General features: G+C 31.5%; 14 protein-coding genes. 13 read left to right on the top strand and 1 reads right to left on the bottom strand.

Features of this window, described 5'->3' with window-relative positions:
* The 5 genes from HMPREF2629_RS05420 to rny all read left to right on the top strand — a co-directional run bounded on the left by HMPREF2629_RS05420 (position 1) and on the right by rny (position 5318).
* A complete protein-coding gene (locus tag HMPREF2629_RS05420) occupies positions 1–393 on the top strand; it encodes a helix-turn-helix domain-containing protein (RefSeq protein ID WP_017174622.1) in 393 nt (130 codons plus the stop codon).
* Between the two features lie 32 nt (positions 394–425).
* Positions 426–1001 (top strand): CDP-diacylglycerol--glycerol-3-phosphate 3-phosphatidyltransferase, encoded by a 576-nt coding sequence (gene pgsA / locus HMPREF2629_RS05425; RefSeq protein ID WP_017174623.1) that lies wholly within the window; start codon positions 426–428, stop codon positions 999–1001.
* A gap of 132 nt (positions 1002–1133) precedes the next feature.
* Complete coding sequence (locus HMPREF2629_RS05430; protein WP_019835105.1) at positions 1134–2273, top strand: CinA family nicotinamide mononucleotide deamidase-related protein; 1140 nt, start codon at positions 1134–1136, stop codon at positions 2271–2273.
* Positions 2274–2448: 175 nt separating this feature from the next.
* Positions 2449–3495 carry a recombinase RecA gene (gene recA, locus HMPREF2629_RS05435; protein ID WP_002448773.1) on the top strand — a complete coding sequence of 349 codons (1047 nt, stop codon included), beginning with the start codon at positions 2449–2451 and terminating at the stop codon, positions 3493–3495.
* 263 nt (positions 3496–3758) lie between these two features.
* Positions 3759–5318: a ribonuclease Y gene (gene rny, locus HMPREF2629_RS05440; RefSeq protein WP_070436712.1), complete on the top strand. Its 1560-nt coding sequence runs from the start codon at positions 3759–3761 to the stop codon at positions 5316–5318.
* A 73-nt stretch (positions 5319–5391) separates the two neighbouring features.
* On the opposite strand, the gene HMPREF2629_RS05445 is transcribed toward rny, so the two are convergent.
* Positions 5392–5607, bottom strand: a complete 216-nt coding sequence (locus HMPREF2629_RS05445; protein ID WP_002448781.1) for a hypothetical protein — start codon at positions 5605–5607, stop codon at positions 5392–5394.
* 153 nt (positions 5608–5760) lie between these two features.
* Between HMPREF2629_RS05445 and HMPREF2629_RS05450 the strand changes: the two genes are divergently transcribed.
* The 8 genes from HMPREF2629_RS05450 to thiW all read left to right on the top strand — a co-directional run bounded on the left by HMPREF2629_RS05450 (position 5761) and on the right by thiW (position 13027).
* A complete protein-coding gene (locus HMPREF2629_RS05450; RefSeq protein WP_017174625.1) occupies positions 5761–6555 on the top strand; it encodes a TIGR00282 family metallophosphoesterase in 795 nt (264 codons plus the stop codon).
* Between the two features lie 109 nt (positions 6556–6664).
* On the top strand, positions 6665–8425 hold the full coding sequence (locus HMPREF2629_RS05455) for a 2-oxoacid:acceptor oxidoreductase subunit alpha (protein WP_070436714.1): 1761 nt from the start codon (positions 6665–6667) through the stop codon (positions 8423–8425).
* The gene (locus tag HMPREF2629_RS05460; RefSeq protein WP_002448821.1) at positions 8426–9292 is read left to right on the top strand and encodes a 2-oxoacid:ferredoxin oxidoreductase subunit beta; all 867 of its coding nucleotides are present in this window, start codon (positions 8426–8428) and stop codon (positions 9290–9292) included.
* A 146-nt stretch (positions 9293–9438) separates the two neighbouring features.
* Positions 9439–10059 carry a poly-gamma-glutamate hydrolase family protein gene (locus tag HMPREF2629_RS05465; RefSeq protein WP_017174628.1) on the top strand — a complete coding sequence of 207 codons (621 nt, stop codon included), beginning with the start codon at positions 9439–9441 and terminating at the stop codon, positions 10057–10059.
* Positions 10060–10122: 63 nt separating this feature from the next.
* A complete protein-coding gene (locus tag HMPREF2629_RS05470; RefSeq protein ID WP_002448768.1) occupies positions 10123–10419 on the top strand; it encodes a thiamine-binding protein in 297 nt (98 codons plus the stop codon).
* 184 nt (positions 10420–10603) lie between these two features.
* On the top strand, positions 10604–12148 hold the full coding sequence (gene miaB / locus HMPREF2629_RS05475) for a tRNA (N6-isopentenyl adenosine(37)-C2)-methylthiotransferase MiaB (protein ID WP_070813195.1): 1545 nt from the start codon (positions 10604–10606) through the stop codon (positions 12146–12148).
* A gap of 1 nt (position 12149) precedes the next feature.
* Positions 12150–12518 carry a YlbF/YmcA family competence regulator gene (locus HMPREF2629_RS05480; RefSeq protein ID WP_017174630.1) on the top strand — a complete coding sequence of 123 codons (369 nt, stop codon included), beginning with the start codon at positions 12150–12152 and terminating at the stop codon, positions 12516–12518.
* 20 nt (positions 12519–12538) lie between these two features.
* Entirely contained in the window at positions 12539–13027 is a 489-nt protein-coding gene (gene thiW, locus HMPREF2629_RS05485; RefSeq protein ID WP_017174631.1) for an energy coupling factor transporter S component ThiW, read from the top strand.
* The last annotated feature ends 188 nt before the right edge of the window (positions 13028–13215 follow it).

Below are 13215 nucleotides of genomic sequence, written 5' to 3' on the forward strand. Positions count from 1 at the left end.
GTGAAAACAATTGGTGAAACCTTAAAAGGTAGAAGAGAAAGATTAGGAATGACATTAACAGAATTAGAACAACGTACACAATTAAAGCGAGAAACGTTAAAATATATTGAAGAGAATAAATTTGATCAACTTGCCAAAGTGGATTACGCTGAAGGTTTTATTAGACGTTATGCAAGTGTAGTTAATATGGATGTAAATCAACTCATTAAAGTGCATCATGAAGAAATTCCTAATCAACATAATCAACTCGATACACTTTTACATCATTATCGACACAACGAAGTGCCCGAATATCGTACTAAAAATAAAGAACCTATTCAATTATTGATTATGATTAGTATTGTTATAATTATTACTTTTATTATGTGGGTATTAGCAGTATTATTAATATAATATACATATAAATTAAGAAATGAGGTATTAAAATGAATATACCTAACCAGATTACAGTTTTTAGAGTGATTTTGATTCCAGTATTTATATTATTTGCTCTAGTAAACTTTGGTTTTGGAAGTGTATCTGTATTAGGTGGATATGACATAAGAATAGAACAACTTATTGCTGCTATTATTTTTATTGTAGCTTCTTTAAGTGATTTTTTAGATGGTTATTTAGCAAGAAAATGGCAACTTGTGACAAATATGGGTAAGTTTTTAGATCCATTAGCGGATAAATTATTAGTTTCTAGTGCTCTTATTGTTATGGTTCAATTAGGGCTAACTAATTCAGTTGTAGCAATTATTATCATTGCTCGTGAGTTTGCGGTTACAGGTTTACGTTTACTTCAAATTGAACAAGGATTTGTGAGTGCAGCAGGCCAATTAGGTAAAATTAAAACAGCTGTTACAATGGTAGCAATTATTTGGATTTTACTTGGTGATTTATTCTCAAACTGGATTGGATTCCAATTAGGACAAGTATTATTATACATTGGCGTATTCTTTACAATATTATCAGGAATTGAATATTTCTATAAAGGTAGAGATGTGTTTAAGCAATAAAAGTATAATCAAATAAAGTGAAATGTAATGAGAGTCGCATAAAATGACTCTCATTTTTTTGAGTTATTTTTTAGATTATATAATAGATTAAGTATAAAATATGAATTAAGACTATATAAGGGAGAGGGACATATGAATATATCTATCATAGCAGTAGGTTCAGAATTATTATTAGGTCAAATAGCAAATACAAATGGCCAATATTTATCAAAACTTTTCAATCAAATTGGAAAGAATATAGTTGAACATACAGTTATCGGTGATAATCCTGATCGTTTAGAATTTATTATTAGAGAAGGACTAAAAAGATTTGACACATTAGTGCTCACTGGTGGATTGGGCCCAACTAAAGACGATTTAACTAAACAGACAGTAGCAAAAGTATTAAATAAAAACTTAGTGACTAATGAAGAAGCATTAAATTATATTGAAGATTTTTTCAAAGAACAAGGGCAAGAAATGACACCTAATAATAAACAACAAGCACTTGTAGTAGAGGGAGCGAAAGTATTAAAAAATCATTATGGTATGGCTCCAGGTATGTTTATTGAAATGGATAATAAAAAAGTAATTCTGTTACCTGGTCCTCCGAGTGAAATGCAACCTATGGCTAAAAATGAGTTGCTTCCATTACTTATAGATAATGACAATACTATTTTTTCAGAGCAACTGAGATTTGCAGGAATTGGAGAATCGAAAGTTGAAACAGAACTTATGGATTTAATTGAAAAACAAACTAATCCTACGATAGCTCCGTTAGCAGGGAAACATGAAGTATATATTAGATTAACAGCAAATGCTTCTACACAAAGTGAATGTAAAACATTGATTCAACCTATAAAAGAAGAAATACTAGAACGAATTGGTCAATTTTATTATGGTTCAGATGACACATTGTTAGAACAATCTGTAATGGAACAAATGAATTCTACAGTAAGTATATATGACGGGGTAACGGATGGAGCGATTTATACTCGTTTAAAACGCTTTGATAAACAAAATATATTAAAAGGAATATTACCAGATAATGATATATTTTTAAATCATCATTCAAGTATTGAAATGCAATTAAGAGACGCCTCTTCATATGTAAAAGATTTATATAAAACTGAAATGGGTATAGCAATATTACATGAGAAAGAGGAAGTTTATCTAGCAATTAATACAAAAGATGATTTTAAAATGACTACATTTAAGATAACACAATCAAGAAATATACTGCCCAACAGAAGTCAAAATTATGTATTAATAAGATTATTAAATTGGCACTAAAATGTACTTAAATTAAAAAATGGTTATAATTTTCGGGCACATTTGTTCGATTTTGTATTCATTGTTCTTTTTTATACGAACAAATATTCGCAAAATACTTGTGTTTGAATATGGTTAAGAGTATAATATATATATAATATTAAATAGATAACTATCTCATATAGGAGGTTTCGCTTTGGATAATGATCGTCAAAAAGCTTTAGATACAGTTATAAAAAATATGGAAAAATCCTTTGGTAAGGGTGCAGTAATGAAATTAGGCGATAATAAAGGTCGTCGTGTATCTAGTGTATCAAGTGGTTCAGTTACTTTAGATAATGCACTAGGTGTAGGTGGTTATCCTAAAGGAAGAATTATTGAAATATATGGTCCTGAAAGTTCCGGTAAAACAACAGTAGCACTTCATGCCATTGCTGAAGTACAAAAAAATGGAGGCGTTGCTGCGTTTATCGATGCTGAACATGCACTTGATCCAGTATATGCTGAAGCATTAGGTGTTGATATAGATAATTTATATCTTTCTCAACCCGACCATGGTGAACAAGGTTTAGAAATAGCAGAAGCTTTCGTAAGAAGTGGAGCAGTTGACATTGTTGTTGTAGACTCAGTTGCTGCTTTGACTCCTAAAGCTGAAATTGAAGGTGAAATGGGAGATACACATGTTGGTCTTCAAGCACGTTTAATGTCTCAGGCTTTGCGTAAACTTTCAGGTGCAATTTCAAAATCAAATACTACAGCTATATTTATTAACCAAATTCGTGAAAAAGTTGGAGTAATGTTTGGTAATCCAGAAACTACACCAGGTGGTAGAGCATTAAAATTCTATAGCTCAGTACGTTTAGAAGTGCGTCGTGCAGAACAATTAAAACAAGGTCAAGATATTGTAGGTAACAGAACTAAAATTAAAGTTGTTAAAAATAAAGTAGCACCACCATTTAGAATTGCTGAAGTAGATATCATGTATGGTCAAGGTATTTCAAAAGAGGGCGAATTAATTGACTTAGGTGTAGAAAATGATATTGTCGATAAATCTGGTGCTTGGTACTCATATAATGGTGAGAGAATGGGTCAAGGTAAGGAAAATGTTAAAACATATCTTAAAGAAAACCCTCAAATTAAAGATGAAATCGATCGCAAATTACGTGAAAAATTAGGCATTTTCGATGGTGATGTTGAAGAAAATGAAGATAAATCATCACAAACATTATTCGATGAAGAATAATGTTAAATTTTTAATGCTTTAACTAGAATATACTTAAAAATATTAAAATTATTTTGTGTGAGAGTGAATGATGAGTTCGAAATGAATTCAATGTCACTCTCTTTCTTTTATAAGTATGTGTAGTGAAATTGAAGTGAAATTTCATATCTTGACACTACTGAGTACATAAACGTACAATTAATATGTATATTATTTATACAATTTATAAAAAATCATAGAGATTTTAATATACAAGCAAATACCTAGAAAAAGGAGGTGTTTATGTGAATTTATTAGACCTCCTACTCATTTTGCTGGGGATTATTCTAGGGGTTGTTGTAGGGTATTTTTTAGCCCGAAATATATTACATCAAAAGCAAATTCAAGCTAGACAAACTGCTAATGATATTATCAAACAAGGACAAAAAGAAGCAGATAATATCAAAAAAGAGAAATTATTAGAGGCAAAAGAAGAAAATCAAATCATTAGAGAACAAGTTGAAACAGAGCTACGTGAAAGACGTAGTGAGCTTCAAAGACAAGAAGCCCGAAATCTTCAAAAAGAGGAAAATTTAGATCGTAAATCAGAATTATTGGATAAAAAAGATGAGATTTTAGATCAAAAAGAATCCAAAATTGAAGAAAGACAACAACAAGTAGATGCAAAAGAGAGTAGTGTTCAGACGTTAATAATGAAGCATGAACAAGAATTAGAACGCATCTCCGGTCTCACTCAAGAGGAAGCAGTTAATGAACAACTTCATAGAGTGGAAGAAGAACTGTCACAAGATATTGCAGTGCTTGTTAAGGAAAAAGAAAGAGAAGCTAAAGAAAAAGTTAACAAATCAGCAAAAGAATTGTTAGCTACTACTGTACAAAGATTAGCTGCTGATCATACAACGGAATCTACTGTTTCAGTAGTTAATTTACCAAATGATGAGATGAAAGGTCGAATTATTGGTAGAGAAGGTAGAAATATTCGTACTTTAGAAACGTTAACAGGTATCGACTTGATTATTGATGATACTCCTGAAGCAGTGATTTTATCTGGATTTGATCCAATTAGACGTGAAATCGCTAGGACTGCATTAGTGAATTTGGTCTCTGATGGAAGAATTCATCCAGGTCGTATCGAAGAAATGGTAGATAAAGCTAGAAAAGAAGTAGATGACATCATTAGAGATGCAGGTGAACAAGCAACATTTGAAATCAATGTTCACAATATGCATCCAGATTTAGTGAAAATTTTAGGCCGTTTAAACTATAGAACAAGTTACGGCCAAAATGTCTTAAAACATTCTATGGAAGTCGCACATCTTTCTGGAATGTTAGCTGCTGAATTAGGCGAGGATGTTAGTTTAGCAAAAAGAGCTGGATTACTACATGATGTAGGTAAAGCAATTGATCATGAAGTTGAAGGTAGCCATGTTGAAATTGGTGTTGAATTAGCTAAAAAATACGGTGAAGTTGAAACTGTTATTAATGCGATTCATTCACATCATGGAGATGTTGAACCAACATCTATAATTTCAATTCTAGTAGCTGCTGCAGATGCATTATCGGCCGCGCGTCCAGGAGCACGTAAAGAAACACTTGAAAATTATATTCGTAGATTAGAACGCTTAGAAACTCTTTCAGAAAGTTATGAAGGTGTTGAAAAAGCGTTCGCAATTCAAGCTGGTAGAGAGATTAGAGTTATTGTTTCTCCTGAAGAAATAGATGATTTAAAATCTTACCGATTAGCTAGAGATATAAAAAATCAAATTGAAGAAGAATTACAATATCCAGGACATATTAAAGTGACAGTTGTTAGAGAGACTAGAGCAGTAGAGTATGCGAAGTAATTTTTAAAATTAAATAGGGACTCACTGAGTACTAAAAAACCTGAGACATGTTTAAAATGTCTCAGGTTTTTCATTATTTAAGTTGTAAATCAGTTTTTTTGATTTCAGAAAGAATTTCAGCTGTATCATAACAATTTGTAGCAATATTAGAATATCTTTCTGCTAAACGGTATGCGTTAATATATAATTCTAAGCTTTCTTTGGCCATATCTTCTGCATCTTCTGATTTTGATGGGTTTGCTTTTACAACTAGTTCTGCAAATTTTTCTGGATCGATATTAATAGACATTTAATTATACAACTCCTAAATTTTTATAATATTATAATAACATATGCTGTATGCATGCTAAAGTTAAGACTGTGTAATTTTAAAAAATATGAAACTCTACCTTTAATTATATAGTTATTTCAATTACACTATATTGTGAGAGGATGAACATTAATGCGAATTTTATTTATTGGAGATATCGTAGGAAAAGTAGGGAGAAATACCATTGCTGAATATTTGCCTAAATTAAAGCAAGCTTATAAGCCTACGTTGAGCATTGTTAATGCAGAAAATGCTGCTCATGGAAAAGGTTTAACTGAAAAATTATATAAACAATTGCTTAGAGATGGCGTGGATTTTATGACAATGGGTAATCATACTTATGGTCAAAGAGAAATTTATGACTTTATTGATGATGCTAAAAGAATGATAAGACCTGCTAATTTTCCGAGTGAAGCGCCAGGTGTTGGTATGCGTTTTATTCAGGTTAATGATATTAAAGTTGCCATCATTAACTTGCAAGGACGCTCATTTATGCAAGATATTGATGATCCATTTAAAAAAGCAGATCAATTGATTGAAGAAGCTAAAAAAGAAACTAATTATATTTTTGTAGATTTTCATGCAGAAACTACTTCAGAGAAAAATGCAATGGGTTGGTATTTAGATGGAAGAGTCAGCGCTGTTGTAGGCACACATACTCATATTCAAACATCTGATGAGCGTATTTTGCCCAATGGTACAGGCTATATTACAGATGTAGGTATGACTGGTTATTATGATGGAATACTAGGGATTAATCGCGAGGAAGTTATTAAGCGTTTTATTACAAGTTTGCCACAACGACATGTAGTGCCTGATAATGGTAGAAGTGTACTTTCAGGTGTTATTATAGATTTAGATAAAAATGGAAGAACCAAACTCATAGAACGCATTTTAATCAATGAGGATCATCCTTTTGATAAATAGTGTATAGTCCATTAGTATGAATTTAAATAAAAGCCACTGTTGACATAGTAAGACGGTGGTTATTTTTGTTATGATTTAGTATGAATTAATTCCACAGGAGGCTAATGATATGAAACCACAAATATCATGGAAAGTGGGCGGACAACAAGGTGAAGGTATTGAGTCAACTGGAGAAATATTTGCTACTGCAATGAATCGAAAAGGTTATTATTTATATGGATATCGACATTTCTCAAGCCGAATTAAAGGCGGTCATACAAATAATAAAATAAGAGTCTCAACTTCTCCAGTTCATGCAATTAGTGATGATTTAGATATTTTAGTTGCATTTGATCAAGAGACAATTGAATTAAATCATCATGAAATGAGAGAAGATAGTATTATTATTGCAGATGCTAAAGCTAAACCTTCTAAACCAGAACATTGTCGCGCTCAACTGATTGAATTACCGTTAACATTAACAGCTAAAGAATTAGGTACTGCACTGATGAAAAATATGGTAGCGATTGGTGCAACTTGCGCAGTAATGAAATTAGATACAACAACTTTCAAAACGTTAATTACAAATATGTTTACTAAAAAAGGTCAAAAAGTTGTTGAAATGAATATAGAAGCGCTTCATCAGGGTTATGAGTTGATGAAGGATAAATTAGATACAGTAAATGGTGATTATTTACTAGAAGATAGTGAGGGTACACCACATTTATACATGATTGGTAACGATGCAATTGGATTAGGCGCGATTTCGGCTGGTTCAAGATTTATGGCAGCTTATCCAATTACGCCCGCTTCAGAAATTATGGAGTATATGATTGCAAATGTTCCAAAAGTAGGAGGAACTGTAGTACAAACTGAAGATGAAATTGCTGCAGCGAATATGGCAATTGGTGCGAACTATGCAGGAGTTAGAGCATTTACTGCGAGTGCGGGACCAGGTTTATCTTTAATGATGGAAGCCATTGGTTTATCAGGTATGACTGAAACACCACTAGTTATTGTTAATACGCAACGTGGAGGCCCTTCAACTGGATTACCTACAAAACAAGAACAGTCAGATTTAATGCAAATGATATATGGAACACATGGAGATATTCCTAAGATAGTAGTAGCACCAACTGATGCTGAAGATGCTTTTTATTTAACTATGGAAGCTTTTAATTTAGCTGAAGAATATCAATGTCCAGTTATCGTATTAAGCGATTTGCAATTGTCATTAGGTAAACAAACAGTAAAACAACTCGATTACAATAGAATTCAAATTAAACGTGGAGAGCTTATTCAATCAGATATTGAACGTGATGAAGGTGATAGATCATACTTTAAACGTTATGCACTTACAACATCTGGAATTTCACAACGTCCAATCCCTGGTGTTAAAGGTGGTATTCACCATGTTACTGGTGTTGAACATAATCAAGAAGGTAAGCCAAGTGAAGCTGCTGACAACAGACGTGAACAAATGGAAAAACGTATGAGTAAAACTGCGAACTTACTTATTGAAACACCTGTTGATTATGATGAGAAACATGAGAAAGCAGATATTTTATATATTGGATTTATTTCAAGTAAAGGTGCAATTGAAGAAGGAAGTAAACGATTAAATAATAATGGTATTAAAGTTAATACGATGCAAATTCGCCAACTTCACCCATTACCAAAAGATATTATTCAACAAGCTATTGATAAAGCTTCAAGCGTCATAGTAGCTGAGCATAACTATCAAGGCCAATTATCAAATATCTTAAAAATGAATACTGCCATTCAAGACAAATTAGTTAATCAAACTAAATATGATGGTACACCTTTTTTACCACATGAAATAGAAGAAAAAGGACTTTCAGTAGCTAAAGATATGAAGGAGATGATGTAATTGGCTACATTTAAAGATTTTAGAAACAGTGTGAAGCCAAACTGGTGCCCAGGGTGTGGAGACTTTTCAGTACAAGCTGCAATCCAAAAAGCGGCAGCAAATTTAGGTTTAGAACCTGAAGAAGTGGCATTAATTACTGGAATAGGTTGTTCAGGTCGTTTATCAGGTTATATTAACTCTTATGGGGTACATGGTATTCATGGTCGTGCATTACCTCTTGCACAGGGAGTGAAAATGGCTAATAAAGACTTAACAGTCATTGCTTCAGGTGGCGACGGAGATGGTTATGCGATTGGCATGGGTCATACAATTCATGCATTACGTCGCAATATGAATATTACTTATATTGTTATGGATAACCAAATTTATGGCCTAACTAAAGGTCAAACGTCCCCATCTTCTGCTGTTGGATTTGTAACTAAATCAACACCTAAAGGAAATATAGAAAAAAATGTTGCGCCATTAGAATTAGCACTATCATCAGGTGCTACATTTGTAGCACAAGGTTTTTCAAGTGATATTAAAGCATTGACGAAATTAATTGAAGATGCAATTAATCATGATGGTTTTTCATTTGTAAATGTGTTTTCTCCATGTGTAACATATAATAAAGTGAATACGTATGATTGGTTTAAAGAACACTTAACTAGTATAGAAGATATTGAAAATTATGATCCAACAGATAAACAATTAGCGATGAAAACTGTATTAGAACATGAATCACTAGTTAAAGGTATTGTATATCAAGACACAACAACACCTTCATATGAATCACAAATTGAAGAATTAGATGAAAGTGCATTAACTAAAAGAGATATCCATCTTTCTGAACAAGAGTTTAATGACTTAACTGCTCAATTTGTATAATTTTTTTAAAGGCATTCTTGAAAGTATCATATGACTTCAAGAATGTCTTTTAATTTAAGTTTAAATTTATAAAAATCTTGTTAAACTTCATTTATTTATTTTTATTAGGGAAGAAAATAATATAGTAAATAAAAGGAGTGGGGATGTTGGACAAATTTAAATCAATGCAAGAATTGGAAAAAGAAACGATAGAAAATGAAGACTGGAAAATAATAACTAGAAATCGAAATAGTAGTGTTTCAATATTAGCAATTCATGGTGGAGGCATTGAACCTGCTACAACTGAATTAGCAAGTATAATTGCTGATGAAGGAGGATATAATTACTTTATTTTCGAAGGTTTACGTAGTAAAGGAAATAAAGAATTGCACGTAACTTCTACACGTTATGATAATAAAGATGCAATGAATCTGGTAACTGAAAGTAACCAAGCTATTGCTATTCATGGTTGTGAAGGGAACGAGAGCATTGCTTATGTTGGTGGAAAAGATGAACGTCTAAAATCACTCATCAAAGAACAATTAAATCATATTGGTATAAAAGCAAAAGAAGCACCAAGTCATATTTCAGGTCAACAGGATAATAATATTGTTAATTGTACAACTAGAGGTAGAGGTGTACAAATTGAGTTAACTACCTCATTACGTAAGGCTTTTTTCAAAAATAATAAAATAAATCGAAAAAGTAGAGAAAATCAGTCAAATTGGGATAAATTAATGTACGACTTTGCAAAAGCCATAAAATCTGCAATAGAAAATATAGAATAACTCAGATTTATAAAGATAATCATGATAAAATAAAATTATAAATAAATCATAGAGGTGAAATTTATGCAAGATACGTTAATGAGTGTACAAATAGTTCCTAAAACACCTAATAATGATGATGTTATTCCTTATGTAGATGAAGCTATTAAAATTATCGATCAGTCGGGGCTACATTACAGAGTAGGTCCTCTTGAAACGACTGTCCAAGGTGATATGAGTGAATGCTTAATTTTAATTCAAAAATTGAATGAAAGAATGGTTGAATTAGAATGTCCTAGTATTATTAGCCAAGTGAAGTTTTATCATGTGCCAGAAGGGATATCTATTGAAACTCTAACTGGTAAATATGATGAAGCATAACATATGTTAAAGTTAAATGAAGTTTAGTTAAAGTGGAGTAAGATTCAAGATGACATCTATTCCACTTTTTTATTCAATATTTAATAATAGAATATATTAATTTGTAAACTCTTTTTGCACTTTAATGCTAATTTTAATATAATGTACTAATGATATTAGGGCATATAGAAAGGATTTTTGTAAAGTGAATGAAGAGCAAAGAAAAGCTGGTACGATAGATATTTTAAACGAACGTAATAAAAAAGCAGAAAAAGACTATAGTAAATATTTCGAACATGTTTATCAACCACCTAATCTTAAAGAAGCAAAAAAGCGTGGTAAACAAGATGTTCAATATAACCGAGATTTTCATATTGAAGATAAATATAAAGGTATGGGGAAAGGACGAACATTTTTAATTAAAACATATGGTTGTCAAATGAATGCACATGATACTGAAGTAATGGCAGGAATTTTGCAAGCTTTAGACTATCAAGCAACTGATGATATTAATGAAGCGGATGTTATATTAATTAATACATGTGCTATTCGTGAAAATGCTGAAAATAAAGTATTTAGTGAAATAGGTAATTTAAAACATTTAAAGAAAAATAGACCTGAAACATTAATTGGTGTATGCGGTTGTATGTCACAAGAAGAATCTGTTGTAAATAAAATCTTAAAATCATATCAAAATGTGGATATGATTTTTGGAACGCATAATATCCATAAATTACCTGAAATTTTAGAAGAAGCATATTTATCAAAAGCCATGGTCGTTGAGGTTTGGTCTAAAGAAGGCGACGTTATTGAAAACCTACCTAAAGTGCGTGAAGGAAGTACAAAAGCATGGGTTAATATTATGTATGGATGTGATAAATTCTGTACATATTGTATTGTACCTTTTACACGAGGAAAAGAACGCAGTCGTAGACCACAAGATATCATTGAAGAAGTTCGAGGTCTCGCTCGTGAAGGTTATAAGGAAATTACGCTTCTAGGACAAAACGTTAATTCATATGGAAAAGATATTAAAGATTTAGATTATGGTCTAGGTGATTTATTAGAGAATATTTCTAAAATTGACATTCCACGTGTACGTTTTACAACGAGTCATCCTTGGGATTTTACAGATAGAATGATTGAAGTGATTGCAAAAGGTGGAAATATCGTTCCTCACATTCATTTACCTGTGCAATCTGGAAATAATGCTGTATTAAAAATAATGGGACGTAAATATTCACGTGAAAGTTACTTGGATTTAGTTGATAGAATTAAAGAAGCTATTCCTAATGTCGCCCTTACTACTGACATAATAGTAGGATATCCTAACGAAACAGAAGAACAATTTGAAGAAACACTTTCATTATACGATGAAGTTCAATTTGAACATGCTTATACGTATTTGTATTCACAAAGAGATGGTACGCCTGCTGCTAAAATGAAAGATAATGTTCCAACTGAAGTGAAAAAAGATCGCTTGCAACGTTTAAATAAAAAAGTTGGTCAATATTCAGAAAAAGCAATGCAACATTATGAAGGACAAGTTGTTACTGTTTTATGTGAAGGAACAAGTAAAAAAGATGAAACAGTTCTAGCAGGTTATACTGAAAAAAATAAATTAGTTAACTTTAAAGGACCACGTGAAGCCATTGGTCAACTTGTTGATGTTAAAGTTAAAGAAGCAAAACAATACTCATTAAATGGTGAATTTTTACATTTTCATAATCAAGTTATGGTGACTAATTAATATGTATGAGAAAGAAGATATTCTAAAACAAGCAGATAGTGTATCGAACAAAATAAAGGGACTAGAATTGATTAAACAATATCAAAATGTAGAGCAACAAATTCATGAGAATTCATCAATTGACCAAAAAATGAAACAATTAAAATTGCAACAAAAACAGTCAGTAAATTTTCAAAATTATGGCAAGCATCAGGCTTATCAAAAATCTGAAAAAGAAATTTCTCAACTTGAAAAAGAAATCAATGCATTACCTATTGTTGAAGAGTTTCGGTCAGCGCAATTTGAAGCAAATGAGTTGTTGCAATTGATGGTTTCTACTATGGAACAAAGTTTAAATAAGCATAATGAAAAAGCACATCATGACTCATAAACAGAAGGGAATATTCAAAGATGAAAACTAAAAAACTTACCATTACAGCTTTACTCATTGCTTTTAATGTCGTATTTAGTAGTTTTATTATTATACCTTTAGGTCCAGTAAAAGCAGCCCCAGTACAACATTTTGTAAATGTACTATGTGCTGTTTTTGTAGGACCATGGTATGGTTTAGCACAGGCTTTGATTTCTTCTTTAATAAGAATAATATTTGGAACTGGCAGTGCATTTGCCTTTCCTGGTAGTATGATTGGTGTGTTTCTAGCTAGCATCTTCTATATGTATAGAAAGCACATATTTATGGCTGCAGTTGGAGAAGTGATTGGAACTGGAATCATTGGTAGTTTAATGTGCATTCCACTATCTTGGATATTAGGTTTGCAACATTTCTTTATCAAACCATTAATGCTTGTATTTTTAGTTTCAAGTTTCCTTGGTGCGGCGATTAGTTATATCTTACTTATAGTGTTAAAAAAACGTGGATTATTAGATAAATTCAAATAAATATTTTATTTAAGATTATCATTTCATACGCTTAATAAGTTTAGTGTTTATTAAGCGGAATAAAGAGATGATAATCTTTTATTTTTAAGTTGTAGAATAATATTCTAATTTAGATAACGAGCGCTTCAGTATGACATATGTTAAAATATACAAGTTAAAATGTGAGAAACAAGTATATATCAGTAAGG

It is taken from the genome of Staphylococcus sp. HMSC034C12, assembly GCF_001835895.1.
GTDB lineage: Bacteria > Bacillota > Bacilli > Staphylococcales > Staphylococcaceae > Staphylococcus > Staphylococcus hominis.